This is a genomic window from Oceanicoccus sagamiensis, assembly GCF_002117105.1.
GTDB lineage: Bacteria > Pseudomonadota > Gammaproteobacteria > Pseudomonadales > Dasaniaceae > Oceanicoccus > Oceanicoccus sagamiensis.
Genome location: NZ_CP019343.1, coordinates 749,605 through 775,921, shown reverse-complemented (window position 1 = coordinate 775,921; position 26,317 = coordinate 749,605). Strand labels below are relative to the sequence as shown.

Below are 26,317 nucleotides of genomic sequence, written 5' to 3'. Positions count from 1 at the left end.
TCTTCGTAGCTCCGTCATATTTTTTGACAAATATTATGCAGGCCCATTTAGTAGGAGGGCATTCAGTGTTGATTCGGAAAAATAGTAAACTAGCGCGTTAGCTGATCTGTTATTTTTATCGATGAATCATGGGCGTGATCATTGGTCACTTTTTGCATAATATTTAAATTCTTCTTATTAGCGCTCTTTAATGCATATCTTGCGCCATCTTTTTAACTGCATGATTCTTAAGGCTTATTTTGTCTTTGGTTGAGCTTTCAGTTTGTCTGCGTCAAAAAAACCGACACCAGAAAAATCACCAATAACAGCGCTTGATCAGTGATAAATATTTCACCTGTAAGTGTAACAGCAGCAAATCCGGCTTGTTTTGTAAACTATTTATCATTTTTAGCGCTGGATATTTTTTATGCCTGACAATTGTAAAGGGAGGGAATCTTATGGTTATTTTCAGGGGGTATTTTGGCGTCCTGACGAAGTGTCGGAAATATTTACAGTCATCCCCTGATGGCTAGGCCCTGTGCGGCTTTGATAGCCTGAAATCAACCGGTTCGGGAAGTTGTCATGGATTTTGCATAGTTAATACTGCGATAATAACGATAATGTTTTATTGACAGAGACGAAGCCCGTCAGCGGCGCTTTCTGGCAGTAAAGAAAAACTGGTCAACAACAATAACTATAAGATGTAGAGTGGGAGCTTCTCCATAAGAAAAGAAGCCCTAACCCTTGAGGATGGTAGAACCATGTTAACAATTAAAAAGTATCTCCTGGCAGTTCTGGTCTGTTGCAGTTCGACCTTGAGCTACAGTGCAACTGAAATCAGTGGCAGCATATTTGAGGTGGGTGATACTCTCGATGGGCTGCATATTGCCCAGTTGAGCTTTACCGTAGATCCGGGCTCTATTGATGATGTGTCTATTTCTTTTACTATCGATAATTCCAGCAGTGACACCAATTTTAGCGGCTATATGAAAGTCTTTGAAAATGGCGACTTCGGAACGGCAACGACAAGTTCTACCCCGTTCTTTGGCAGCTCAGTCTCTTTTGACCCGCTTGCTCAGGCTACTTATATTGTCGCCTTTGGCCGGTCAACATTTGGTAATTCAGAAGCTGAAGCTGGCTATAGTGACAGCTTCTTCGCTAGCGATGGCGAGTCGGTAGGCTGGACCCTGACCTTTAGTGATAACGTGGAAAATATTAACTATCTTAATGCGCCTATCGCGGTGCCATTACCGGCGGCTCTGCCCCTGTTTTTCTCCTCGTTATTAGGTTTGTTGGCGCTGCGTCGTAAATCAGCCTGATACTATAAATAATAACACTGGCCTGCCGCTCCTCTCGGCGGGCTGGAGTTTTTTAATGCCGGCCTCCATTAGTGGTGGTCGGCATTTATGTTAAGAGGCCACATAGGGTTGAGAGAATACCCATTGAAATAGTGGCAAATAAGAATAACACCCAAAGCAATGGAAACGTTATGCAGCACTCTCCGTTTAAACCGCGTCTATTAAGCGTATCAATCCTTTTGTCAGCACTTCCTTTATCGTTATCTGCGGACATTATTATTTCTACCCCTGATGAGCCTGGCCAGATTCTCGATGGCGTAGCAGCGCCCAATCTGACTATCAATTCAACCGGCTCTATTAATAGTTCTGGCAACGGTGTTGAAAACTCAGTAGTGGGCACATTAACCGGGGCTATTTTTAATAACGGCAGTATTATAGCGGCTGGCGATGGTGTTTATCTCTCGGGCACATCCAGTATTGATGGTGCTACTACCACCCTAACTGCGGGCGTTATTAATAATGGGCTTATCAGTGCCTCTGGCAGTGCTTTCAGGCTGGAGGATGGTGCGAGAATCGAAGGCGGTATCAGCAATGGTACGGCCGGTACTATCGATGGTCTTGGTGGTGGCATCGTGCTGTTGGATAGTTCTATTAGCGGTGGTCTGGTCAACTCCGGTGTGATTACTTCTTCCGTATTTACCCCTGGTTCTGGTTATGTAATTGATATTCAGCAGTCCTCCATAGAGACGGTATTGAACAATGCCTCTGGTAGCATCGTGGGTGGTTTTTTACTTCAAGACTCGGTGATGAGCGGTGATTTTATTAATGATGGTTCTCTCACCGCTGCATCATCGGGCGGTGGTGCTTTTGTGATGCGGGGCAGCAGTACTTTAACTGAAGTGCAAAACTTTGGCATTATCAGAGGCGATACGGCGGTCGTGGTTGAGGCTGGCGCCACTCTAACCACGCTCACCAATCGCGGTTTGTTAGATGGTTCCATCGCGGCAGTGACTGTCGATGGTGCAGGCAGCTCTATTGATTTGATCGATAATAATATTGGTAGCCTGATTAGCGCTGGTTCAGCGGGTTCAATCAGAGCTATTAATGGTGGTGCGATCGCCGCTATAGAAAACTCTGGTGTGATTGATGGCAGTATAGATTTTGGTGCTGCTGGCGGCTCCTTTACTAACTTCTTTGATGCCCGTGTTGGTGATATCAACAACGCCACGCAAGTCAGAAATATTGGCGGTGTGGTTGGCGATGTGGTGATTAATGCGGATAGCCAGGAAACCCTGTCGAACTACGGCACCATGGGTAACGTAACGATGAATGGCGGTGCGTTTGTTTCCGGTGGTGGTACTTCTGGTACGGTCCAAGGTGCTGACCTGATTGCGTTATTAGCTGATTCTTCCTCCAGTATTATCCCGGAAGGCATTGATGGCGTTGTGACCACGACCATCAATGGTGATCTGAATTTCAGTGGTACCTTAACCCTGTTGCATGTTGTTTCAACCGCTGAAGCGGGTGTGGTTCAAAACCCTCTATTGAGAGTGACGGGGAATGCGGATGTGACCGATACCACCGTCAGTATTGATTTAAATGGTGGTGGCGTATTTCGCACCGGTGATGAGTTTGCCTTTATTAGTAGTGGAGGTAACTTGACTACCAATGATGGCAGCCTTGCAGTACAGGATGATTCTTTAGTCGTAGATTTTGTGATTGAACAAAGGGGCAGACAGCTTTATGCGGTAGTGGCGGGTTCTGATTTTTCCTCGCCGGTGGACAGCGCGCTGGAAAATGCCGGCCTTGATGGCACTATTGGCGCAAACAATATATCCAATGTTTCTAATGCATTGAATGAGCTTGATGATGTTGATAACGATAGTGAGCTTGGCCAGGCACTGGGGACATTACAGGGTGTTGAGAGTGAAGAAGAACTGACACGGGCGATTGCCAGTCTTGACCCAGATACAGTAGAGGGTTCCAAAGTGGGCGTATTGGCGGCTGACTTGGCGGCTGCCAGTACCATTGGTAACAGAATGTTGGCGCTGCGTGATGAATATGGCATGAGTGGTGCGGTGGCCGGAGACCCCATGGCTGTTTATGGCTTTTGGGTGCAGGCTTATGATAATGATACCGACCAGGATATACGGGATGCTGTTGATGGTTTTGATGCTTATACCTACGGCATAGCTATCGGTATGGATATGCCGCTATCAGAGCGAACCTCCATGGGGGTGGCCTTTAGTTATGCGGATACTGATGTTGAGGGCAAAGTTGAATCCAATGATATGGTTATTGATAGCTACCGTGTGGCCTTGTATGGCAGCTATAACGCTGATGATTATTACTTCGATAGTCAATTTGCCTATGCCCGCAATGAGTATGATATTGACCGCCTGATTGACCCCGTTTTAAGTAGTGATGGCTCTGAATTGATTGCTAATAGCAGCCACGAAGGCCATCAGTTCAGTGTGCGCCTGCGAGGTGGTTACCCGATTGCGACAGAGGGCAACTGGTTTATCACGCCTAAGGTAGAGTTGGATTACACCTATTTGAGCGAAGATGATTATAGAGAGAAAGATGTTGGCAATCTGGGTTTGACCGTTGCTACCCAAGATGTAGAAGTTTTAATCGCTGGCGTGGGTATTAAGTTTGCCTACCCAATAACCACTGAAAACGAAATCACCTGGGTGCCTGAGTTCGGTGTTGATTATCTGTATGACTTCGTGGGCGATGAGGTAGAGGTAGATTCTAACTTTATCGGTGTAAGTGCCGGTGGCTTTATCACTAACGGCGCCAGCGCCGAAAAAGAAATGTATAAAGCCTCATTTCGTATGAGAGCCTTTGGGCAGGAGCGTTTTAGTTTCTCTGCCGGTGTTGATTATATAGAAAAAGATGATTACACCAGTCAATCCCTGATTGCGACCATGCGCTACGATTTCTAAGTCTTTGGTCGTGGATTACAAAAGCTGGCTCCTTTGGAGCTGGCTTTTTTTATGCCAGAAATATCTATCACCGCACTAAGAAATTCTTTGTCTTTTGGGTTTAAGCTAAGTACTGTACTCATATTGGAGGAGCGCTGGAGGTGCAAGCCCAATCATTATAGCCAGCTAAATAGCCATCACAACCAGTGAGCAGACTACTATGAATATATTGGATTTATTAGGCGGCCATAGCAAATCCCAATTGCCGTCACCTGAGCAGGCCTTACCCGGTAGAGAGCAGGCGATGGTAGTGACCAATAAGCATTATATTAATGGCAATCCCTTGCAAGGCCCCTTTGCCGAGCCTTACCAACAGGCGCTGTTTGGTCTGGGGTGCTTCTGGGGCGCAGAGAGAAAATTTTGGCAGTGCGAAGGGGTCTATTCCACCGCGGTTGGCTATAGCGCTGGTTACACACCCAACCCCAGCTATGAAGAAGTGTGCAGTGGTGCTACCGGTCATAATGAAGTGGTGCTAGTTGTTTTTGATCCTGCAGTGATCAGTTATGAAGAGCTATTAACCGTGTTTTGGGAGAGTCATAATCCCACCCAGGGCATGCAGCAGGGCAATGATCGCGGTACTCAATACCGTTCAGGCATTTATTGCTTTAATAAAGAGCAGGAGCAGAGTGCAGTGCGTTCGCGCCAGCATTACCAGGTGAGTTTGCAAGAGGCGGGGTATCCTGAAATAACCACCGAGATATTACAGGCACCAGACTTTTATTATGCCGAGGATTATCATCAGCAATACCTGGCTAAAAATCCGGGAGGCTATTGTGGCTTAGGCGGAACCGGAGTTTCCTGCGGTTAAACTTATCAAGCATTAACCAGACCTTCGTAGGGTGGATTGTAATCCACCTTTATACGCCATGATGATGGTGGATTGTAATCCACCCTACAAAGCTAGTGTTTTTTGGTTAATAGAGTTTGCTGGTAATAGCCGCCAGGGCATTTTCCACACGGAGAATTCTGTCTCCCAAGTGAATGCCTTCAAATCCGGCGTCAATAAATTTATTCACTTCGTATTCAGTAAACCCACCTTCGGGGCCAATGGCGAGTACAGCCCTTTCATTGATTGCGTGAGGGCAGGGTTTGCCGGTAGCGGGGTGGGCAATAATGCCCCGCGAGCCCTGTGCAATAGCGGCTAATTCATCTTCCACAAAAGGTTTAAATAAACGTTGAAAGGAAACCTTGGGCAGCACGGTGTCTTTGGCTTGTTGCAAGCCTGCGATTAAATAGCCTTCAACTTTTTCATCCGTTAATGCGGGGCTATTCCAAAAACTCTTTTCAACTTTATAGCTGTTGATAACAATCAGTTCTTCAATACCCAATTCGGCAATCGAGCGAAAAATACGCCGGATCATTTTCGGGCGGGGTAGGGCCAGAATAACTTTTAGTGGCAGCTTTTTTGGCGGGGCTTGATTAAGCTCAACCTCAATATCGACCTTGTGATCGTTAATGGCTGTAATAATACCGCTACCCATCATGCCATTGAGTCGGCCAAGCTTAACGCGATCGCCTACTGAAGACTGGTGTACCTTGCGAATATGTTCAAAGCGCTTATCCGTCAGAGTGACGTGAGAGTCGTCGGTAAAATCCTGCTGCAGTAAAATAATCAGGTTCACAGCTAGCTAGCCTTCGTCTTCATAGACAGGCTCTGCCCAAAGGTCATATTCATCGGCGCCGGTAATGGTCGCGAGTAGAGCATCGCCGGGGAAGGTATCGGTAAAACCTTCCAGATAAACCTTGCCATCGATTTCCGGAGCGTCAGCATAGCAGCGGCCAGTTGCGCCTTGCTCATCCACTTCATCAATTAATATTTCCATTTCCTGACCAATGCGTTGTTGCAAGCGTTGGGCGGAAATTCTCTGTTGGGTTGCCATAAAACGCTCCCAGCGATCCTGCTGGATATCTTCAGGCACATGGTCTGGCAGATCATTGGCTTTGGCGCCATCAACGGGTGAATATTTAAAACACCCCACGCGGTCAAGTTGAGCTTGTTCCAGCCAGTCCAGTAATAATTGAAAGTCTGCTTCGGTTTCTCCGGGGAAGCCAACGACAAAGGTGGAGCGAATAACCAGGTCCGGGCAGATCTCTCGCCAGGCTTTAATGCGCTCTAACACTTTGACTTGATTGCCCGGGCGTTTCATCAGCTTAAGAATTTTTGGGCTGGCATGTTGGAAGGGAATATCCAAATAAGGCAGAATTTTTCCTTCTGCCATTAGCGGAATCACTTTATCAACATGAGGGTAGGGGTAGACATAATGCAGGCGCACCCAAACCCCTAATTCACCCAGGGCAACCGCCAAATCCTGCATCCGTGTTTCACGGGCCTGGCCATCGACAAAGTCCAGCTTATATTTAACATCGACTCCGTAGGCACTGGTGTCTTGAGATATCACCAGTAATTCACGGGTTCCCTGTTCTACCAGTTTTTTGGCTTCATCCACCACCTCCGCAATAGGGCGGCTAACCAGGTCGCCCCGCATATCGGGGATAATGCAAAAGGTGCAGCGATGGTTACAGCCTTCGGAAATTTTTAAATAGCTATAATGCTGGGGGGTAAGCTTGATTCCTGCGGCAGGGACTAAGTCAGGATAGGGTTTATGCTCAATATCTTCCGCGGGGGGAATATAGTCATGGACCGCCCCCATCACGCTGTCATAGTCGGCGGGGCCGGATACGCTTAGCACATTCGGGTTGGCGGCTTTAATGGCTTCGGCATCGCTGCCCTTGCCCATACAGCCCGTCACAATGACTTTGCCGTTTTCCTGCATCGCCTCAGCAATGGCATCCATGGATTCTTGCTTGGCTGAGTCGATAAAGCCGCAGGTATTGACCACCACGACATCCGCTCCATCATAATCGGGGCTGATTTCATAACCATCGAGTTTTAGCTGGGTCAGGATACGTTCGGAGTCTACCAGGGCTTTAGGGCAGCCGAGGCTGACGAAGCCGACTTTCTTCGTTTGTGTTGTAGTAGTCATAGCAGTAGTTGGCGTTTCTAAAGGTCAAAGATAAAGCATTATACGGCAATCTGTAGTGGGTAGCACGGACAGTGACATTAGGCGGATTTACGCTTCTGGTTCAATGCGGATTTCATTCAATAGAGAGGTAAAGTTAACCTTGCATAATCCTATAGGCTTAGCATCGACCGGACTCCAAACACTGGCAGGCTAACCCAGGCATTGACACGTTCCAGCTTGATGACCGCAAGGTAAAATAAAGTATTTAGACTGAGTGCCTATTGTTTTCGCCAGTATGTCCCAATATTTTAATTTGTCGGTGCCAAAGGTAAGGCTGACCATGACTCTCTTTGTATCGCCCTTAGGGTAGGGTTCAGTCATATGTTGAAAACCGTCGCCAAAAAACACACCTTCATCTGACCTGTAACTATATCGCTGATTAATCATGAATTTGTCTTTGTAGGATAGCATGCCATGATTTTTTTCTAATTCAAACAGCGGCGTAATCAGGGTAAAGGCATTAGCGCCTTGGTCATAATCTACATGCCAGCTTTCAATAGGCATATGATCACCGATTACAAAAAAACCAGAATACATCACAAGGTCCTTATCATAATCAATGTGCTCTTTAGCCTCATTAATAATATCTAAAGAGTCGAGGTAGCGTTTGAAAATATCATACGTCTCTTTATCGTTGTTTGACACCCATAGCAACGGAGCTTTGCCATAAGACATCATATAAAATTTATTGTCTGCCCTTTTCATCGGGGTGTGAATTTGTTGGCCACCACTGCATAAATGCGCACGATCCGGGGCGTCAAATATCGGTTTTAATAGGTTGAGATAAACCTCTCTTAATTCGTCTAGCAAGCTGGGGTCTTGCTTGAATTTAAAGGCGTTTAAGTCGGGGCCTATTCTTTCAATTTTTGTCATGGGTTTTATACTAGCAAATGATTGTAAAGCGCTTTATCCATAGCCGTTGTTCCCTTCAGTATCAATACCTTGCCTCTGTTCTCACTTCATGAAAAAAACGGCTTGTCATGAGTGGAAAGGCAGCCTTGGCCATGATGTTTTTTATCAGTTTTATTGTTATGGAGTTGGTAAGCGCCATCTTAAGGTGTGGCAAATAATTGGCCATTGCCAGAGTCTACCGTTGGTTCACCAAAAAAAATAGACTAATCATACAATGAGTGTCATTTTTCCTGTTGTTCAGAGGTCAATAGCCGAAATAAGGCAATGATTTTTCTGAATTTAGCCAGTGCTTATTATGGGGCAATTGGGGGTGATTCGGTTAATTAAGCCGCATCTCAAATGGGTTGGGTTTAAGTCGCTAGCTATAATGATGATTCTTGTAGGCAGTAGTGGTCGAGAATTGACCATATGTTTTGTATGTAACTTATCCATAACGGAGCCAATAAGCTGTCAAAAGCAGCATGTAGTATCCCTGGTAAACTTCCCCTGCCTCAACGCCAAGGTCCACATATAAGCCAATCTCTTATCGTCGTAACCCGTTCTGGCGGGCTTGTTGAAGGCGGCCATATCTACCAGATTATAGGTTTTAGAATCTTTGATAAGTGTCTACTGCGTTCTGGAATAACAATGGCTACTTTTACTTTTCAGGGGGGTAGGGCTATCCTTAAAGCACCGCCTAATACTAATTGGTGATGGTTTTCACGCAAAAGAAGTGACCATTGCGGAGATTTTACAAAAAAATGGTTATAGCTTTCTGCTGCTTCAAGGCGGTGGGCAATAAAAGAAGTGTGCCCAGTCGATGCTATAACAGTCTGCTTGTGTCTCGAAGCGACACTTTAAGTCTTTTTCTGTTGAAAAAAGCACACGGTTAACTGCCCTCAAAGTCTCGATTTAGTCGGGACTTTTTTATTGCTTTCATCATCCATAAAACGATGCTGATAGTCCGTATTCTTCAGGAGCTTGGCTTGAAAAAAATCATTCCCTCTCTCGTAACTTTAATTATTGTGATCGGCGGCTTTTTGGTTTGGCCCTCCCCGGTAGACTCCGTCGCTTGGCATGTCCCTGTGGCGAAGCCCCTCAATATGGCGTCTCAGTCTATGGCTGACGCCCGTATTATTCCGTTAAGCGGGGCTGGCCCAGAAGATATAGCCGTGGATAGTCAGGGACGTATTTATGGAGGCCTGCATGATGGCAGAATTATTCGTATTGGCCTCAATGGCAAGGAGGAGGTGTTCGCCACTATTAATGGCGGAAGGCCGCTGGGTCTGCATTTTGATAAGCAACAAAACCTTATTGTTGCTGATGCCTGGAAAGGGCTGTTGTCATTTGATCAGGCTGGCACAATGACCGTGTTGTCGACAGAGTCGGATGGGCTGCCATTTTTGTTTACAGACGACCTCGATATTGCCAGCGATGGCAGGATATATTTTTCGGATGCTTCTTATCAATACCCGCAACCGGATTATATACTGGATCTTATAGAGTCTCGGCCCTATGGTCGTTTACTACGCTACGATCCATCCACCGGCGAAACAGAAACCTTACTGGGAGGCCTTTACTTCGCTAACGGTATTGCACTGTCGCAGAACGAGGACTTTGTACTGGTGAATGAAACCGGCCGTTATCGGGTAAGCCGCTACTGGCTAAAGGGAGAGAAGGCGGGTAGTACTGATACCTTTATCGACAATCTACCAGGCTACCCGGATGGCATCTCAGCTAATCGCCAAGGGACTTTCTGGCTGGCATTGCCCAATCCTCGCAGTCCGCAACTTGACCAACTCCATTCAGACCCGGCCGCTAAAAACTTGATGATGAAACTGCCAGCGTGGTTGCATCCACTACCACCGCAACAAGGCCATGTGCTCGCGCTCAATGAACAGGGTGAGATTACGGCACGCTATCTAGATAGCCACGGGGAAAAAGTCTGGATGGTAACCTCGGCGCAGCAGGAAGGAAATTGTCTGTATTTAGGTAGTCTCGAAGCGCCGCAGATTGTAGTGATTGAGTTAGATAAAAAGCCATAGGCGTATAGAGCGCACACACTATGAACAACAGGCTGCTTTGGCAGCCTTTTTTATAACGGTCGTTGTCTCGTGCTATTACCCGCCTTAAATCTTGTCGGATTTATTTACACTGTTTTTTTGATATTTTTTTCACTGAACCTAAGCGACATGCAGTTTGGTTTGCTGGCGACTGATTGCTTGTCACCTTGGCGATAAGTATGCGTAAACCCGTGTTACGATTTTTTGTTTTTTTTATCTTTTAGCGCTTTAATTCCTCGTTTTTTATTACTTGGTATAGTTAGTGCGTAGTTTATTGATACCGTAAACATTCACGCTGAATAGATCAGTTACTCAGCTTTTTGTAAAAAAAATAACGCAATAAACGGAACGTATTATGAACTATCTTCGTTTTCTGGCAGGTATGAACGCCGGCCTTCCTCTTATCATTTTACTCTGTCTACCGTCGGCATCGGTGCAGGCAGCCATCACCAGTTATACCTTAACCTCGACTAATGCCTATATCCGTGAAAGAGATGATCTGCTGACTGGCTTAGCGCTAGTGATTGATACCCGCACATCCATCTCGGGGCAATTGACCGTTGATACCGTCAGCGGTGAGTTGATTGCTGCTGCATTAACACTCAGTGACTATAGCGAAACCTATGACTGGAACCCGCTATCGCTGCCATGGCTGAGTGATGGCTCGGCAACACTGCATTATACCGGTGAAACGCAGCACATAACGGGCGGAGTCTTTGGCAGTGTACAGGGCACTGTTATCTCATATAACGGTGCCAACGCCTGGTCTGGTGCATCGACAGAGGGAATGGTCCGTTGTATAGCATTCAGCGGTGCATTGGGCGAAAGCTTGTGTGATAACGCCACTATCAACCGCTGGGGTTCTTTTGATGTCGAGTTAGCTTTTAGTGCTGATTACAGCATGGCGTCCATTAATACCTGGTGGATCGATAGTGATTCACTGACGGCAAATACCCATCAACTACACATGCTGGCGGTAGCAGAAGTCCCTGTTCCCGCAGCCGCATGGATGATGCTATCTGCGCTACTGGGTTTAGCGGCAGTGGCTAAAAAGAAAACATAATACGAATAACTATCTGGAGATTTTACAATGCGATGTTCACTTAAAATAGGCGCTGCCTTATTACTTGGTGCCATGATATTGCCCGCCTATGGCCTGAATATTCTGGTGACCAATGATGATGGCTTTTTTGAGCAGATTAGCGATGGCAATGGCGGGAAAATTAATGGCAGCACTATGGCGCCAGGTTTAGTCGCGTTGAAAAATGCTTTTGAAGGGGCTGGTCATACGGTCACGGTGGTTGCGCCACTTAATCCCCAAAGTAGTATGGGGGGAGCACGTATATCCTCATTCGGTAAGACTGTTGCGGTGGTTGAACAGATGCCGGGTGGCTGGACGGTCGATTCCACCCCCAGTGATAGTATCCGTGCCGCGCTGGGTGGCATTGTCGCCCCTGAGTCTATTGATCTGGTTGTTTCCGGTATCAATCTGGGTCAGAACCTTGGCATAGTGGGCACTCAGGCCTCCGGGACGATTAATGCAGCCCTGGCAGCATTGCATGCCGGCTTGCCTGCGATGGCGGTTAGTGTGGAACGGTTTGGCAGTAGCTCTACGGCCTTTGCCCAGATGCCGCTGGCGGCAGACTTTGTTGCGCGTATGGTTGATGAGCGTTTAAACCCCTATCGTTTGGGGGGGGCATTGTTCCTGAAGGCGCCATGCTTAATATCAACTGGCCAGTTTATTATGATCAGGGTCGAACAGCACCCGTGGCAGCGAAGGTAGTGAGCCTTGCTTCCAGAAGCAGTATTGAATTTGTTTGGACCGGGACCCCTGCTACAACCGGTACCATGCAGGTCGGCCTTGATGTCACTATGTTTCCACCACAGTCACCGGACTCAGTGCCCAATAACGATCTCGATCATCTGCGCGATGACTATGTCACCATTTCGGTGCTTAGCGGTGATATGAGCGTGAGAAATGCATCGGATTATCAATCCGCCTTGATGGGTTTTATACTGTGGGGTCTGCAGCCGGTCAGTGACTAGTAAGGTTAAAAAAGTGCCACAACAACCAGACTATTGCTTATTACATGACGAATTGATGAGTTTATTGAGTGTGTATTGATAGTTTGTCTATGTTGATAGCAGCCTTATTCAAGGCCTGCTTGATAGTCTGGATCGTTGGCATTATACGTATCTGCCAATGAGGCGAGGATCAACCTTGGGCCGCTAACATTGAGGCGGCCATGGGAAAAGGCAATATTATCCAATAACAATATATCGCCTCTGCGCCATGTAAATATCGTGCTGTGCTGCCAAAATAACGTCTGTAGATAGCGGGCTTCTTGCGATGAAATCAGCTCTTTATCCCCCCAGTGGGTACGAATAGTTGATTTATGTGAATTGCGAACAAAGCGCTGTAATTGATTAACGGCATGCCATTTTAACGGGCTAAAACGCTCACGAAGATGTTCATAATCTACGGTTAGAGCATCACAGTGAAACAGGTTGATATTTAATGCCTGACGATTAAGCTCTGGATGCCTGACAATGGGGTTAACTTTTTTGTAGGTGATTAAGTCGCCGTTACTTTCCCACTCGAAATCCATGTCATTGTCGTGTAATAGCTTTTCAATTGCTTGCGTGTTCTCAGTGCCAAATACAGCCGCGAGTTGTTGCTCAAAACTAAAGCGGGCTTTTCTTTTTAAAAAATATCGGCGATAAGCCAGTTGTTGTGTGGCTAATTTCTCCAGCAGTGATGGCTTAATATCACTCAGCATATCGAAGTTATTAACAATAGGGGTCTCACCATGGATCTTTGGTTCCCTTGCGCAGAAAAAGGCTATTTTTCTTGGTCTTTCATTGGTGTAAGCCATTTCTGAATGTACGCCAATCGGAAGAAAAGCAGGGGCCTCGGTTGAGGTCGATGTAGTGCGATTGATTGTTGTTCTGGGTGAGACGCCAAAGCGATAGTTCATTGGCGTAAAATGCAGTGCGTCAAGCAAACGCTCAAAATGACACTGCTGAAAATCACTGCGCCCCCGTATCAGCAGCGCGCCATGGGTTGATAATTGTGCTTTCAGGTAGTGGATAAAATCTGCAGATTGAATATCAGCATCACTGGGTTTGCGGATCACCGGCAATTGAAAACGCTTTGATGCTTGAACTAGTTCACTCTTACCTAAGGTGCTTGTGCTGTCATTATTATTCGTTTTCAAACATATCCCTTTTTTAGAGTTGTTGCCTGGCTGGCAGGCTTGGCGAGTTTTAATTGCTTCTTGGTTTCTGTGGATATAGGGGCGATAAAAATACCTTCCATCACATCAATCAGTTGATGGATAAACAGGTCTTCGCTGATGGCGTTTTTAGATTTGCTTGATCGCAGTCGTTCCTGGTCGGCCAGATTGTAAATACTTTGGATCATCGCCATACCGAAGCGGCTGTAGAAAATGGTTTCTGGCATTTTCGGCAGCAGTGCTTTTAGCCCCTTAGCAATACGCATATAACTACTGGCATAAGGGCTGGTCCATAGTTTGCTAAAGTTCAGTGCGGGGTGATTGGACGCTACCGCCAGAAATCTTGCATGGTAAGAGCCGCCCTTAGTGCTGGTAATTTCTTCCAGGTCTGGCAATACCCAGGCTTTGATCAGCGCTCTGATACTGCTGTCGTCCTTATCGAGTAATTGATGCCGCCGCTGGTCAACATGGGCCATACGGTATTCAAAAATCGCCAGCAGCAGCCCTTCTTTATGGCTGAAGTGGTAGAGCGCTGCGGAAGTATTCTTCTGGCCCGCTTCAATGCCCACCTGGCGTAGAGATACTCCTTCAATTCCGTTTTCAGCAATCAATTTCTCCCCGGCCAATAGTAATCGTTCGCGGGTTTGCTCTTTATTGTCGGGGGTGATTTCGGCACAGGGTGATAAGTCGGTGTATTGATAGGTAATTACAATTAAACCACTTGCTTTAAATGGCGTAAAGTCGTATTTTAAAGCGGCTGCTTTAATTTTCAGTATCACTGCCGGAGAGCTTATGAGTACACCATCATTACCTGCGTACCAATACTTTAACTATGAACCTGTGTCAGGTGCCTTGGGTGCACAGATATCCGGTGTTCAGCTTAATGGCGATTTAAAGCCTGAAGTGGTCAGTGAATTAAAGCAGGCCCTGCTCGATTTCAAAGTCTTGTTTTTTAGGGATCAGGCAATGAATGACCAGGATCATGCTGATTTTGCTCGTTTGGTAGGGACGCCTGCCGATGCTGATTTTATACCAATAGTCAGTGAACAATTCCCCATGATTACGCGGCAGCAGTACGATGAATACAGTCGCATGGGGTCAGATGTCAGTTTTCATGCAGATGATAGTTTTCATAAGTACCCAACTAAAATGTCGATACTACGGGGTGTTGATATGCCTGACCATGGAGGTGATACGATCTGGGTGGATATGGAAAAAGTGTACGACTCACTATCAGTGCCAATGAAAACCTTGTTGCAGGGTTTAACGGCGGAGCATTCTTTGGCGAAAGGGTTTGGCAGTAAAATTCTGGAGTCAGGTTCAGGTGAAGATTTTGACCGGATGATGACTCGCAATTTACCCCATACGCATCCGCTGGTCATTCGTCACCCGGAAACAGGGCGAAAATCTATTTATTGCAGTGAGTTACTCACCTTGAAAATACATGAGTTAGAGCCGGAAGAAAGCGAGCTGCTACTTAATTATTTGTGCGGTAAAGCTTTTTTGCCTGAGTTTGAATGCCGTTTTAAATGGAAAAATAATAGCGTGGCCTGGTGGGATAATCGCTGTACGGTGCATCGGGGCATTGATGACTTTTTCCCGGCATTAAGAGTGATGCACCGGATAGCTATTGCGGATGAGCAGGCGCCAGCACTGGACCTTGATACAGCGCTTACGCGTACTATCAGCCACTTGGATATCGTGCCTTGTAATGCGTTGGATGATGAAAAGTCAGTTGGCGAAGCCGGCTCAGACGATGCGCCTACAGATACCCTCGTAGAAGCGACGGCCATCGATGTAGATGTTAAATTTTTAGCCAAGCTCAACAAGAAAAAAGCGGGCATAGAATTTACTCCAGAAGCCGCTATGCGGGTCAAGCAAATACCTATGATGTTTAGAGGTGCTGCACTGAGTGCTATTTTTTCAGAGGCGACTAAACAAGGTGCCAGTGTTGTGGGGCTTGAGATATTGGAAGAGGTCAGAAAGAGCCGGTAATGTGGGCGTGCGATGATCGAACACGCCCTTTGCCAAAGAAATTTACCGGTTATTGGCTTTGTACTTCTGCGCCCGTCATACCCGGTGAGCGTAATAAAACCACCAGAGCAGTAATGGCCACCATGGCATTAACAATCCCCATCATTAAAAAAGGCGCTGTACGGCCGACGCCGTCAAATACCACGCCTCCAAAATAAGTGCCCAGTAAAATACCCGCAGCACCAATTAAACTAAATACGCCTAAAATTGAACCTCTTCTTTCTGCGGGTGCTTCCTGGCCAATCAGTGCAGAGCCGGCAATAATAGTGGAAATTTCACCTACACCTAAAACAATGCAGGCAATTAAGGCGGAGCTTGCAAAAGGGTTATCAATTAGCGACATATTGACATAGGCCACAGCGGCAATACTAAAGCCGATGAATACCGCAAGTACGCGGTTAATTTTGTCGCAGAGTATACCCATTACGATTGCCCATAACATTGCAGTACCTTGCACAATGGCGACCATAATGCCTGCTCTTGCCAGTCCTTCGGCGGAGGTGAGGTTATAATCAGATGACGACTGCACTACCCATAATGACATAAAGGTACCAACCACTACCAAATCACCACGGGAGGCAAAAGCTGTCATATAGGACAGTGCAATACGAGGATTAAGTTTGGCTTCAGCAAAGCCCTGAGAGACAAGTTGCAAGGCGGGTACTTTTTTCTCCATGCGGGTTTCTCCCCCGCTGCGCCATAACCAGTGTACCGCTATGGCAACGACGAGCGCTAATATCACCATACACCAATAGGTATAACGGCCAGCCATCATCGGGTCTAAGCCGCTATCAATTAACTGTTGTGGCAACTTGCCAATTTGCGTGGCGATCAACACCATACCAAGACCAGTACAAAAACTTCCCAATGCGGTAAAGATACCGCGTGACTTGTTAGCTGCAGTGTCTTGCAGGGTGGTGCTGTACATGACCGGCACCATCGCCGCGCCAATGGCAAATACAATGCGGTAGGCATACAGGTCGTTGGCCTGAGTAGCCAGGGGGTATATCACCAGGCCAAGTGCGAGCATCGCAAGGCCAATAATCATAATGATTTTTCGCCCCCAGTTATCTGACATGGCGCCCACAAAGCCCATCAGCATCAAAACAATAAATTCTTGCATGGCTGCCAGCTGGCCGGTCAATACACCTTGTTCTTCTTTGGGAACATGGAACACTTCTTCTAATAAAAAGGGTTGCGCAAAATTTATAAAGCTAACCAGAGGGATAGCCGTGAATGAAGCGACCAGCAAACCTGCGGCATTGCTTTTACTATAACCTGGCGCCAGTGTTGCGGGGCCAAACTTGGTGGGATTGTTCACAGTGACACCTCGGGCAATTAAGCAGTTTGGTTTTTATTGTTAGTTAATTCACGCTGGGTTTCAGTGGATAGGCTGGCCTCCAGTGTGGCGACTAGCGTATCAACCAGATTACTGACATAGAGAGCGTTGCTCATTTCATGGTTTGGGGATAGTTCCATCAGGCGTTCGTGCTCTGCCAGAATATGAATAACTTCGATCATCACCAAGCCAAAACGCATAGAAAAAATAGTGGCGGGTAAATCGACTAAAAGCTCTCTTAGGCCGGCTGCGATACGGTGTAAGCCGGAGGCGTGTTTGCTGTCCATCAGGCTTCTGACATCGTTGTCGGCATGGGTACTAACTTTGGCGATAAACCGAATGTAGTGGGTGCCACCATCCGCCTCATTCATTTCTTCCACCATAGGATAGACCCAAGCGGTTATGAGATCGCGAAGCGTGCCAGTGTTGTTGTCGAGCATTTTTTCGCGGCGTGTATTAACCCTTTCCATACGGTAATTGTAGATGGCCTCAATCAGGCCCAGCTTGGTGCCGAAGTGATAATGGGCTGCGGATTTATTCTTCTGACCGGCAGCAGTATTAACCTGCCGCAGGGACACGCCTTCGATGCCCAGCTCACCAATCAGCCTTTCTCCGGCTAGCATCAGTCTTAGACGGGTATCGGTATCTATGGGTTGGGGTGGGGGCATAGGCTTTTACCAATGGGTGAATGATTTAATAAATTAATTCGCTTGACTTAATGTTGTTGCTCACTTTAAAGTACTTCGTAGATTAAGTCAAAGGACTTAAATTTTCCAGTCGGCTATTGTTTCAACAATGCCGAGAGTTGACAAGAGTGTGTTAAGTGACTGATTTTAAAAATATTCTTATAACAGGGGCTTCTTCAGGTATTGGTGAAGGTCTGGCTTTAATGTATGCCCAAGAGGGTCGTCGACTGTATTTAACGGGGCGAAATAGCGAGCGATTACAGCAGGTTGCCGAGCAGTGCCGAGATAAAGGGGCTGAGGTTTTTCCTCAAACTCTGGATATCTGTGATCAGGCTGCTGCAGCAACATTTATTAGCAACGCTGATACTCAGCATCCCCTGGACCTGATTGTTGCCAATGCTGGAGCCTCCGCCAGCACCGGAGCAGATGTTGAAACGGCTGAGCATATGCGGGAAAACTTTAGCGTCAATATCGACGGCGTTTTAAACACGGTGCTGCCGGTGATTGAGCCGATGAAAAGCCGGGGCTATGGTCAAATAGCGGTAGTGAGTTCGGTGATGGGCTTTCGCGGCTTCCCCAATGGTGCGTCCTACTCGGGCAGTAAAGCTGCCATGCGAGTATGGGGTGAAGGCTTGCGGGGGTCACTGTCCAAATACGGTATTGGTGTTTCAGTGATCATTCCGGCAATGGTCAAAAGCCGGATGACCGATGCTTTGAGCTTCCAGCCTCGAGGAGCGATGAGTGCTGACAGAGCTGCTGAGATTATTGGCAGGGGGTTGGCGCGGAATAAGCCGCGTATTGGTTTTAGCAAAGGTATGTATTTTATTTTTTGGTTGCTGGGAGGCTTGCCCAGTTTTATTAGCGACAAAATTTTTCACGCGCGCGCATAATGATCAGGAGTTAGGCCCATGAGTTACCAGTTTTTTTCAGAGCGAGAAGAGGTCCAGTACCAGCATTTTTCGATTGTGCCGGCATCCGGTGCCTTGGGTGGTATTGTCTCGGGCATAGATTTAAATACCCAATTGACTGACGCTGCCTTTAAAGAAATCTACAGTGCCTTTCTGGATTTTAAGGTGTTGTTTTTCTATGACCAGGCCATGACGCCGGAGCAGCATATTACTTTTGCCCGCCGTTTTGGTTTGCCCCAGGGCCCTGGTGCGGTGCCACAGTTAGAGCAATACCCGCAAATTAAAGAGCAGATTATGGATGAGTACAGCTCGATTGGTAGTGATGTTAATTACCATGCGGATGATTCCTTCCGGGACTACCCCTCCAAAATGTCGATACTGCGGGGCCTGAAAATGCCACAGGGTGGAGGTAATACAATTTGGGTCGATATGGAAAAAGCCTTTGATACCTTATCAGAACCGATGAAAAAATTTCTTGAAGGTTTAAGCTGTGTTCATAATTTGGATAAAACGTTTGGTCGCGGTATTTTAGAGGGTGCTGGCGCACAGGCATGGGAAGATATGATGAAGCGCAATCCGCCAGCGACACACCCACTGGTGATTACTCACCCCGAAACAGGGCGCAAGTCGATTTATGCCAGTCAGCTAACGGGTGTTCGCATTCCTGAGTTATCCGAAAAAGAAAGCGATACGCTGTTAGCCATGCTGTTTGAACATGCTTACCAGCCAGAGTTTCAATGCCGTTTTAGCTGGCAGGATAACTCGATAGCCATGTGGGATAATCGCTGTTTGCAGCATCGCGGTATCAACGATTTCTCACCGGCTTATCGGGAAATGAACCGTATTGCTATTATCGATACGATTCGGCCCTCCACCAACCCCTCGGCACAAACGCCGTTGCAGTTTGATGCCAATGCGCCCTATATCAATGTTGATGAGCTTTATGATTCGGCCAATAAGCCGGAGATGAGCTACACCGATGGCAGTTATAATAATACTGAGGATAAGTTGACGGTGGTTGCTGGTAGCAGCGATGACCATGCCGATGTCGACCCGGCTTTTCTGGCCAAGTTAAACGCCAAAAAGGCGGAGTTTAGCTTTACTCCGGGGGCTGCCGCCCAGCTTAAGAAGATACCGGCCATGTTCCGTGGTGCGGCATTGCGCTCTGTGTTTAAAGCAGCAGGGCAAAAAGGTATTAGCGAGATCAATATGGCTCTGTTAAATGAGGTGAATGCAAAAAGGAAAGGCTGACGAGTGGAGGTTTGGCTAAGTTATTAATGCTATATAATTCAATGGCTTAGCATTTTTGTTAGGTTGAGAAAGAAATGCGCAGGTAATTTTTTGGCAGTAATTGCACTTTATTTATGGGGTGTAATATTGTCTAATAGTTGAGCATTTTAACCGGTGCGAAAAGCTACGACGTTCTGGCATATCTAATAATAAGCGAATACATCGCATATAGTGCCAGTGAGAAAGCTATATGAGCCATATCCACTATGTCCTGAAATCGCTAGTTATTCTGGTGGCCTTACAAGCCCCAACCTGGGTCCACGCTGATCCGGGAAGCTACTTCGAGCGTCTTCAATTAGCCCCCCAATACGAACAGCTCAAATTACGCACCTCGCAAGAGGGTATGGTCAGGGTTATCGCCCGTGTTAAACCGCATCAGTTATTTACCCACCCCGATTTACAAATGCTACAGGGGCGGGCTCGGTTAATGAGCGCTATGCAGCAGTGGAATATTGCTGCCCAAAAAGAGTTGGCCGATTTACCGTTGGTGGTTTATGAATTAAATCAACAGCAGTTGGATACTTTGCTGGATAGTGGTTGGATCGAGGCCGTGGTAGAGGATCGTGCTAACAGGCGACACTTAAATGCTTCCCGGAATTATATTGGCGCAAGTAGTGCGCAGACATTGGGCTATGATGGCGATGGGGCGGCAGTTGCTATTCTTGATGTTGGTTTTCAGGTTGACCACAGTCATTTTTCCGGCCGGGTTGTCGAGGAAGCTTGTTTCTCCAGTTCGAGTGGCTCTCGCTATACCAGTCTCTGCCCTGGTGGGCAGGATGGCTCTGGTGCAGGCACTGCTGAAGTGTGTGGCGATGGGGATTGTTATCACGGAACCCATGTTGCCTCGATCGCAGCAGGTAGTCACGGTACTTATAGGGGGGTTGCACCCAAAGCCGATATTATTATGGTGCAGGTTTTTACCCGTGCGAATTATTCAAGCAATTGCTCACCCCTTGCCGCGCCCTGTTTGCTGGCTTTTGACAGTGATGTTTTGGCGGGTATGGCCTATGTTGAAGGCTTGGCTTCTTCTTATAATATTGCCGCCGTTAACCTGAGTCTGGGTAGCGGCGAATACAGCTCAGAATGTACTTCCAGTGCCGAGCGCAATCTAGCGAACCAGGTTGCTGATTTAAAAGCGCTGGGTATAGCAACGATTGCCTCCTCAGGGAATAGTGAGTTTACCAATGCTATTGCCAGACCGGCCTGTATCCCCGATGTTATTTCTGTAGGCAGTGTCCGTGATACCGGTAACTCTGTCAGTACATTTTCTAATAGTGCAGCCTTTTTGGATTTTATGGCACCGGGTGAGACGATAGTGGCTGCTGTTCCCACTTGGATTTTCTCCAATGGCTTGGGTGGCTTATCGGGAACCTCAATGGCTGCCCCTCATGTCTCTGGTGCCTATACCGTCCTTAAGGCGATTGATAGTAGCCTGACGGTTGACCAGATAACGGCTTTACTCAAGCAGCAAGCCACCACCTTTACTGACCCCAGAAACGGCTTAAGCTTTCCAAGTCTGCGGCTGAATACGGATAATGACGGCGATGGCCTCAGTTTTTTAACCGAACTGGATAATGGTACTGACCCGGAAGATGCTGCTCCTACAGTGGCCATCAGTGCGCCGTCAACGGGTCTCGATCAACTGCAAACCCTCGCTGTAAACTTGCAGGGCACGGCGACGGATGCGGAAGAGGGTAATCTGAGTAGCAGCCTTCAGTGGTTCTCCAGTATTGATGGTAGCCTGGGCCAGGGTTCGGATATCAGTGTTTATCTGAGTGCCGGAAGCCATACCATTACAGCCACGGTAAGCGATAGCCAGGGCGGCAGCCCGGTGCTGGTTCCTTCCGTGATGGTGCATATCTCCCCCGATGCTGATGATGACGGCATGGATGATAACTGGGAGGCGCAATACGGTTTAACTGACCCTGCTGCGGATGCAGATGGGGATGGTTATAGCAACTTACAAGAATACCAGGCAGGGTTTAATCCCACCGATGCAGCGCCGTTAGCCAGTATTGATGCGCCAACTACCGGTGCTGATTTTTTACAGGCCACTGATATTGGCTTTGTCGGTTCGGCAACGGATGCAGAAGACAATAATGCTGAACTAACCGCCAGCCTGATCTGGTCTTCCAATATTGATGGTGCGTTTGGTGTGGGCAGTCCTTTGACTGCAGCCTTAAGTGTCGGTAGCCATACCATTACCTTATCCGTTGTTGATTCCGAAGGCGCCATACCGGTTAATCCTCCGACCATACAGCTCACCGTTTTAGCGGATGTGGAAGCCAATGGCATGGCTGATATTTGGGAGGCCTTTTATGGCGTCAGTGATCCGCTGGCTGACCCCGATGGCGACGGGGTGAATAATTTAGCGGAATACCAACAGGGTACCAACCCTCTGGATGCCCCGGCCACGATAACACTCTTGGCCCCTGCTAATAGTGCCAGCCCCCATACCGATGGCCTCGCCATTGATTTTTTAGCTTCGGCTATTGATGATAACGATGGTGATATCAGTGCGGTCATTGCATGGGACTCTGATCTTGACGGCCCATTAGGTACCGGTAGTAGCCTGAGTAAGGTCTTATCGGTTGGCGATCATACCGTGACGCTGACAGCGACCGATAGTGAAGGGGGCGTGGCCCAGTTAGTGTTTATGCTGAGTGTTGTCGAAAGAGGTGATATTGATGGCGATGGCAGTTGGACCAGCTTGGATGTCAGTCTGTTAAAAGACCATGTGTTCGGTATTGCCTTGCTGGATGAGTCTCTGGTTTCCCGTGCTGATATTGCTCCTGAGGTCGCTGATGGCGAACTGACTGCGGCTGATCTGTATGCGCTGGAAGTGCTGGCTTTTGGCAGTCAGCAATCACCGGCCGATACCGATTTGGATTTACTGCCCGACAGCTGGGAGGCCAGCTACGGTTTAAACCCTAATGATGCGGCCGATGGCAATGACTTTAACAGTGATGCTGATACCTTAAGCAATGCTCAGGAATATTATTATCAAACCAGCCCACTATTAAGTGATAGCGATGGTGATAGCTTTAACGACAGTGATGAAGTGGCGGCCGGGTTTGATCCTTTGAATGCCACCGTCTATCTGAATGCTCCTGAGTTATGTGGTGATGGTGTCGATCAAAATGGCGATGGTCTGGAAATAGGGTATGAAGACCCTGCCGACCCACTGAGCAATATTGTTTGTGAAGAAGTGGCTGGTGTGGTGAATTACTATGTTTACGATTATAGCTACCAGACAGAAGGGCAACTCTTGTTTACTGTAGATGGCAGTGGTGATGTTACCGAAACCCGCTATCGCCATGACACAGAAAACCTGGGTGAGATTGCCAGTTACTTTATTTACCATGACAATATTTTTGCGGAGCTAAGTCTTTGGAAGGCCGTTAGCCTGACTTCTGCACCGAGTGCCAGTGATATTCATCAGTTCCTGATTGATAGAAACCGAACCGAGAGCAGAATGCATGTTCAGTTACTGGCCAATGGTTCCGCCAACTACCCTCTGGATAATGATCAATGGAGTGGGTCGGCCCATTGGGCGGTAGCCCATGAGTCCGATGAGCGCCGCCTGCAAGGGTTTATTATTGGTGCAGTCGACACCCCTTCACTCAGGCAGCGCTTCTCTATCGCTAATTTTGCTGACGTCTCAGCCAGTGGTAATTTGCAGCTGCAAATAAGTGGTTCAGATTATTCTCATGCAGGGCATGTAGATATGCGCAGCCGCTGGGTGGTTCGTTATTATAATGAGGCTGGTGGCCTGGTTGGTTCTACGTTTGTCAAAAGTTATGTGATGGACAATAGCTGGCAAGACCGTAGTTTCCTGGTTGATGTGCCTGTGGGTGCTGTCGAAGTGCAGGTGGAGTTGCAAATGACATTGATCGCCCTCAGCAAAGGCCAGAGCAGAAACGCTATTTATAATGAAGATGTGCCCGTTTATTTCGACAATATTGTGGTCTCAGCGGTCAGGAGAAATACCAAAAGCGCCATTGCTGACGAAGCCCTTAGGGATAAGGTGGTACTGTATAATTATTCCGGTGGTACACCGTTACAGGAGCCCCATTACTTCTTATACAACGATGCTGACCAGCAAACCTTCCAGATTGATGATATCGGTCTGGTCAGTGAAACCGTTTATGATCTGCAGGGTCGCGTTAGCCAGCGCCTGGTATATAGCCAGAGTGTATTAGCCGCGTTAGAGGGGTGGTTGTCCTTCCCGGGGCATGAGTCAAAAGAATTAACCGCTACCGACATTCGTGCCTTCCTGGGGGATAACCCCGGTATATCCAGTCAGCTGGATTATCACTATTCTCATACGGCAAGTATTGGCCAGACTCGGGTGATTGATTTCTCAGAGATCGTCAATGCAAGCGTGGGGACTTCTGTTGAATTTGAGGCCGTCGTCAATGTAGTTGACGGCAGTGTGGTACTGGATAGCCAGGCTAAAACCATTACCTTTACCCCCAGCGGTCACACCGGTAATGAGAGCTTTGATCTTATCCTGGCTGATGGCGCTGAAACCCTGACCATCACATTGGACTTTGAATAGTTTTTTAATAGTGCTTCAGCAACCGAGTTAATGTTCTTGTTCTAATACCGATGCAATAAACTCGGTGACGGCAGTAATCGTTAAGTCTTGCTGTTGTTCCCGGCTGATAAGTGCCGGGTTGTCATGCAGGTGGTGGGTATAGGAACCAAACTGGCCGTGATTTCCGCCCTTGATCACCATCGACTGATAAGGTGAGGGCAGGTTTTTTTCAAAGCGGGTAAATTTATGCGCCAGTCTGTCTTCTGTGCCGTAAATGCTCAGTGTGGCTAACTGCCTGTCTGCCAGGCTAAAGCGGTCAATACAAAAACTCCCCAGTAAAATCATCCCTTTAATGGCCGGGGTGTTGCGTCCATATAAGAATAAATTACACACGACCCCGCCAATTGAATGGCCTGCGATAAACCAATGCTCTATAGAGGGGTGCTCGGCCATGACTTTGGCTGCGGCAAAGCGGTTAAGGATAGGAATTCTAAATCGTCCCGGTATTGCAACACATAAAATGCCTTGCTCGGCGGTGGCCGACAGTAGATGGGTGTAGGCGTCTGGATCTACATAGCCGCCGGGGTGAAAAATCATCCCGGCTTTTAAAGGGTTTTCTTTGGGTGCAAAGCTTAACCAGGGCTTGCTGCTTACGGTTATGCTTGCTGTGGAGTGTAGTTTTTCAGCCACATCCTGCTTGATGGTTTTTCCCACCAGCCAGTAAGCGATAAAATGCACCAATAAAAACGCAAAGGTTAAAGTACCAAGAATGATTGCAATCAACGAATACATCAGACTTTACTGGCGCCCCCTTGGGCTAAATACAGTGCTTTAATCGATTCAGGCACAATGGTCAGGTAGTCCCCGGTTTTTTCAATGGTGGGGAGATGTTGCTGCAGTCGTGCTACCACCTCGTCAATAGTATTGCCGTGTACATGCAAAAAGCTGGGAGCACCTCTGCGGTGCGAAATATATTTTCCTTGCTCTTTCTCAACCGAGTTTGGCCAGTAAGAAAATCCTTCCAACTGATTAAGCGTATCGACATCTACTTCAATGGTGTCTGCTTTATGCATTAATGCAATGGCGGCACCGTGGCTTTCAACACCGGCCAGTAAGGCTTGCAGGCGGTCATAGTCTTGATCACGCAGTGCTTCCAGTACAGCAAGAGGGTCATCAAATAAGCCCAGGCAGGCCGTGGGTGGCCGCGCATTCGATTCTACAAAAAACAGACTGTAATCTTCAGCAATACCGCACTGAATAATACCAATACAGTTATCGGTAAACTCAGCGGCGCTTTCAAGATATTGAGTAATTTGCTCGCGGTAGGGCTCAAAGTTAGGGTTGGGAATTAAACCGTAAGCACATTCACCCGCATCGCGGGTCGCTTTCCAAGAGTGGGGCAGACGGTTGCTTTCCCAAATAATCGCTTTGCCGCCGCACATAAAATAGGTCACATAGAGTTCATCCATTAGTGGTATATATTCTTCAATGGAAAACAGTACAACGTTACGGGCATAAGGAAATCGTTGGGCGGACTCCGCTAAATAGTTTTTTAGCTCTTCTTTATTGTGGCAGGGGCTGACTTTGGGGCCAATCTGTGAGTCGGGTTTGATGACCAATGGATAATCAAATTGATCCATCTGCGCTTCAATTTCATCAAACATGCCTTCGTGCAGAATCAGGGGAGATGTAAAACCTTTGCCAATAAGCCAGTGACGAAAATCCCGCTTATCGATTTCTGTGGCTGAAAATGTGCGATTAGAGCCAATACAGGGGATATCCATTGCCGTCAGCGTTTCCACAATACCGGCGCTGCCATAGATAGAATTGAGATTGACAACAAAATCGATATTTTCCGCTTTGACCAGCTCTACGATGCTGGCAATATTTTGTGCTTCTTGAATAATCTGAAGGCGCTCAGAAGCCCACATGGATGCGCGTACAAACTCAGATAATAAAATAACTTTTTGCACTTGCTGGTAATCATTGGCAAGCCGGTTGGCTGCGAACAAGCCATTGTTATACATATCGATAATCAGGATA

Annotated in this window: 20 protein-coding genes; 11 read left to right on the top strand and 9 right to left on the bottom strand. The window is 47.3% G+C overall.

Features of this window, described 5'->3' with window-relative positions; all coding sequences use genetic code 11:
• Nucleotides 1–740 precede the first annotated feature (740 nt).
• The 3 genes from BST96_RS03435 to msrA all read left to right on the top strand — a co-directional run bounded on the left by BST96_RS03435 (nucleotide 741) and on the right by msrA (nucleotide 5,072).
• Nucleotides 741–1,298 (top strand): hypothetical protein, encoded by a 558-nt coding sequence (locus BST96_RS03435; RefSeq protein WP_085757350.1) that lies wholly within the window; start codon nucleotides 741–743, stop codon nucleotides 1,296–1,298.
• Between the two features lie 170 nt (nucleotides 1,299–1,468).
• Nucleotides 1,469–4,225 carry an autotransporter outer membrane beta-barrel domain-containing protein gene (locus BST96_RS03430; protein ID WP_085757349.1) on the top strand — a complete coding sequence of 919 codons (2,757 nt, stop codon included), beginning with the start codon at nucleotides 1,469–1,471 and terminating at the stop codon, nucleotides 4,223–4,225.
• 199 nt (nucleotides 4,226–4,424) lie between these two features.
• Nucleotides 4,425–5,072, top strand: coding sequence for a peptide-methionine (S)-S-oxide reductase MsrA (msrA, locus tag BST96_RS03425; protein ID WP_085757348.1), 648 nt, complete (start codon nucleotides 4,425–4,427; stop codon nucleotides 5,070–5,072).
• Between the two features lie 106 nt (nucleotides 5,073–5,178).
• Here the strand turns inward: msrA and BST96_RS03420 are convergent, their stop codons facing one another.
• From BST96_RS03420 to BST96_RS03410, 3 genes are all read right to left on the bottom strand, one after another.
• Nucleotides 5,179–5,886: a 16S rRNA (uracil(1498)-N(3))-methyltransferase gene (locus BST96_RS03420; protein WP_085757347.1), complete on the bottom strand. Its 708-nt coding sequence runs from the start codon at nucleotides 5,884–5,886 to the stop codon at nucleotides 5,179–5,181.
• A 6-nt stretch (nucleotides 5,887–5,892) separates the two neighbouring features.
• Nucleotides 5,893–7,248: a 30S ribosomal protein S12 methylthiotransferase RimO gene (rimO, locus tag BST96_RS03415; protein ID WP_085757346.1), complete on the bottom strand. Its 1,356-nt coding sequence runs from the start codon at nucleotides 7,246–7,248 to the stop codon at nucleotides 5,893–5,895.
• 189 nt (nucleotides 7,249–7,437) lie between these two features.
• Nucleotides 7,438–8,160: a hypothetical protein gene (locus BST96_RS03410; protein WP_085757345.1), complete on the bottom strand. Its 723-nt coding sequence runs from the start codon at nucleotides 8,158–8,160 to the stop codon at nucleotides 7,438–7,440.
• Between the two features lie 1,004 nt (nucleotides 8,161–9,164).
• Between BST96_RS03410 and BST96_RS03405 the strand changes: the two genes are divergently transcribed.
• From BST96_RS03405 to BST96_RS03390, 4 genes are all read left to right on the top strand, one after another.
• On the top strand, nucleotides 9,165–10,223 hold the full coding sequence (locus BST96_RS03405; RefSeq protein WP_085757344.1) for an SMP-30/gluconolactonase/LRE family protein: 1,059 nt from the start codon (nucleotides 9,165–9,167) through the stop codon (nucleotides 10,221–10,223).
• A gap of 373 nt (nucleotides 10,224–10,596) precedes the next feature.
• A complete protein-coding gene (locus BST96_RS03400) occupies nucleotides 10,597–11,304 on the top strand; it encodes a VPLPA-CTERM sorting domain-containing protein (RefSeq protein WP_085757343.1) in 708 nt (235 codons plus the stop codon).
• 27 nt (nucleotides 11,305–11,331) lie between these two features.
• Nucleotides 11,332–12,024, top strand: coding sequence for a 5'/3'-nucleotidase SurE (locus BST96_RS03395; RefSeq protein WP_085757342.1), 693 nt, complete (start codon nucleotides 11,332–11,334; stop codon nucleotides 12,022–12,024).
• Nucleotides 12,024–12,287 (top strand): hypothetical protein, encoded by a 264-nt coding sequence (locus BST96_RS03390; protein WP_085757341.1) that lies wholly within the window; start codon nucleotides 12,024–12,026, stop codon nucleotides 12,285–12,287. The genes BST96_RS03395 and BST96_RS03390 overlap by 1 nt, the downstream gene beginning before the upstream one ends.
• Before the next feature lie 104 nt (nucleotides 12,288–12,391).
• On the opposite strand, the gene BST96_RS03385 is transcribed toward BST96_RS03390, so the two are convergent.
• Together BST96_RS03385 and BST96_RS03380 are read right to left on the bottom strand one after the other, a co-directional pair.
• Nucleotides 12,392–13,459: a TauD/TfdA family dioxygenase gene (locus BST96_RS03385; protein WP_169713894.1), complete on the bottom strand. Its 1,068-nt coding sequence runs from the start codon at nucleotides 13,457–13,459 to the stop codon at nucleotides 12,392–12,394.
• Entirely contained in the window at nucleotides 13,456–14,256 is an 801-nt protein-coding gene (locus BST96_RS03380) for a TetR/AcrR family transcriptional regulator (RefSeq protein ID WP_169713893.1), read from the bottom strand. Before BST96_RS03380 ends, BST96_RS03385 begins: the two co-directional genes overlap by 4 nt.
• Before the next feature lie 13 nt (nucleotides 14,257–14,269).
• On the opposite strand from BST96_RS03380, the gene BST96_RS03375 reads away from it, so the two are divergent.
• Nucleotides 14,270–15,472: a TauD/TfdA family dioxygenase gene (locus tag BST96_RS03375; RefSeq protein WP_085757338.1), complete on the top strand. Its 1,203-nt coding sequence runs from the start codon at nucleotides 14,270–14,272 to the stop codon at nucleotides 15,470–15,472.
• A 49-nt stretch (nucleotides 15,473–15,521) separates the two neighbouring features.
• Here the strand turns inward: BST96_RS03375 and BST96_RS03370 are convergent, their stop codons facing one another.
• Together BST96_RS03370 and BST96_RS03365 are read right to left on the bottom strand one after the other, a co-directional pair.
• Nucleotides 15,522–16,832 (bottom strand): MFS transporter, encoded by a 1,311-nt coding sequence (locus tag BST96_RS03370; protein ID WP_169713892.1) that lies wholly within the window; start codon nucleotides 16,830–16,832, stop codon nucleotides 15,522–15,524.
• Nucleotides 16,833–16,849: 17 nt separating this feature from the next.
• A complete protein-coding gene (locus BST96_RS03365) occupies nucleotides 16,850–17,518 on the bottom strand; it encodes a TetR/AcrR family transcriptional regulator (protein WP_085757336.1) in 669 nt (222 codons plus the stop codon).
• Between the two features lie 155 nt (nucleotides 17,519–17,673).
• Here BST96_RS03365 and BST96_RS03360 point away from each other — a divergent pair, with 155 nt between their 5' ends.
• The 3 genes from BST96_RS03360 to BST96_RS03350 all read left to right on the top strand — a co-directional run bounded on the left by BST96_RS03360 (nucleotide 17,674) and on the right by BST96_RS03350 (nucleotide 24,295).
• Nucleotides 17,674–18,426, top strand: coding sequence for an SDR family NAD(P)-dependent oxidoreductase (locus BST96_RS03360; protein WP_085757335.1), 753 nt, complete (start codon nucleotides 17,674–17,676; stop codon nucleotides 18,424–18,426).
• An 18-nt stretch (nucleotides 18,427–18,444) separates the two neighbouring features.
• A complete protein-coding gene (locus BST96_RS03355; protein ID WP_085757334.1) occupies nucleotides 18,445–19,695 on the top strand; it encodes a TauD/TfdA family dioxygenase in 1,251 nt (416 codons plus the stop codon).
• Between the two features lie 229 nt (nucleotides 19,696–19,924).
• A complete protein-coding gene (locus BST96_RS03350; RefSeq protein ID WP_085757333.1) occupies nucleotides 19,925–24,295 on the top strand; it encodes a S8 family serine peptidase in 4,371 nt (1,456 codons plus the stop codon).
• A gap of 27 nt (nucleotides 24,296–24,322) precedes the next feature.
• Here the strand turns inward: BST96_RS03350 and BST96_RS03345 are convergent, their stop codons facing one another.
• Complete coding sequence (locus tag BST96_RS03345) at nucleotides 24,323–25,066, bottom strand: alpha/beta hydrolase (RefSeq protein ID WP_085757332.1); 744 nt, start codon at nucleotides 25,064–25,066, stop codon at nucleotides 24,323–24,325.
• Nucleotides 25,066–26,301 carry a D-alanine--D-alanine ligase family protein gene (locus BST96_RS03340; RefSeq protein WP_085757331.1) on the bottom strand — a complete coding sequence of 412 codons (1,236 nt, stop codon included), beginning with the start codon at nucleotides 26,299–26,301 and terminating at the stop codon, nucleotides 25,066–25,068. Before BST96_RS03340 ends, BST96_RS03345 begins: the two co-directional genes overlap by 1 nt.
• Between the last annotated feature and the right edge of the window lie 16 nt (nucleotides 26,302–26,317).

Excerpts from the sequence above, each read along its gene's own strand:
- BST96_RS03395 (WP_085757342.1), top strand. The coding sequence starts at position 11,332 with ATGCGATGTTCACTTAAAATAGGCGCTGCCTTATTACTTGGTGCCATG.
- BST96_RS03340 (WP_085757331.1), bottom strand. The coding sequence starts at position 26,301 with ATGTATAACAATGGCTTGTTCGCAGCCAACCGGCTTGCCAATGATTAC.
- BST96_RS03350 (WP_085757333.1), top strand. The coding sequence starts at position 19,925 with ATGAGCCATATCCACTATGTCCTGAAATCGCTAGTTATTCTGGTGGCC.
- BST96_RS03410 (WP_085757345.1), bottom strand. The coding sequence starts at position 8,160 with ATGACAAAAATTGAAAGAATAGGCCCCGACTTAAACGCCTTTAAATTC.
- BST96_RS03435 (WP_085757350.1), top strand. The coding sequence starts at position 741 with ATGTTAACAATTAAAAAGTATCTCCTGGCAGTTCTGGTCTGTTGCAGT.
- BST96_RS03400 (WP_085757343.1), top strand. The coding sequence starts at position 10,597 with ATGAACTATCTTCGTTTTCTGGCAGGTATGAACGCCGGCCTTCCTCTT.
- msrA (WP_085757348.1), top strand. The coding sequence starts at position 4,425 with ATGAATATATTGGATTTATTAGGCGGCCATAGCAAATCCCAATTGCCG.
- rimO (WP_085757346.1), bottom strand. The coding sequence starts at position 7,248 with ATGACTACTACAACACAAACGAAGAAAGTCGGCTTCGTCAGCCTCGGC.
- BST96_RS03365 (WP_085757336.1), bottom strand. The coding sequence starts at position 17,518 with ATGCCCCCACCCCAACCCATAGATACCGATACCCGTCTAAGACTGATG.
- BST96_RS03345 (WP_085757332.1), bottom strand. The coding sequence starts at position 25,066 with ATGTATTCGTTGATTGCAATCATTCTTGGTACTTTAACCTTTGCGTTT.
- BST96_RS03375 (WP_085757338.1), top strand. The coding sequence starts at position 14,270 with ATGAGTACACCATCATTACCTGCGTACCAATACTTTAACTATGAACCT.
- BST96_RS03355 (WP_085757334.1), top strand. The coding sequence starts at position 18,445 with ATGAGTTACCAGTTTTTTTCAGAGCGAGAAGAGGTCCAGTACCAGCAT.
- BST96_RS03430 (WP_085757349.1), top strand. The coding sequence starts at position 1,469 with ATGCAGCACTCTCCGTTTAAACCGCGTCTATTAAGCGTATCAATCCTT.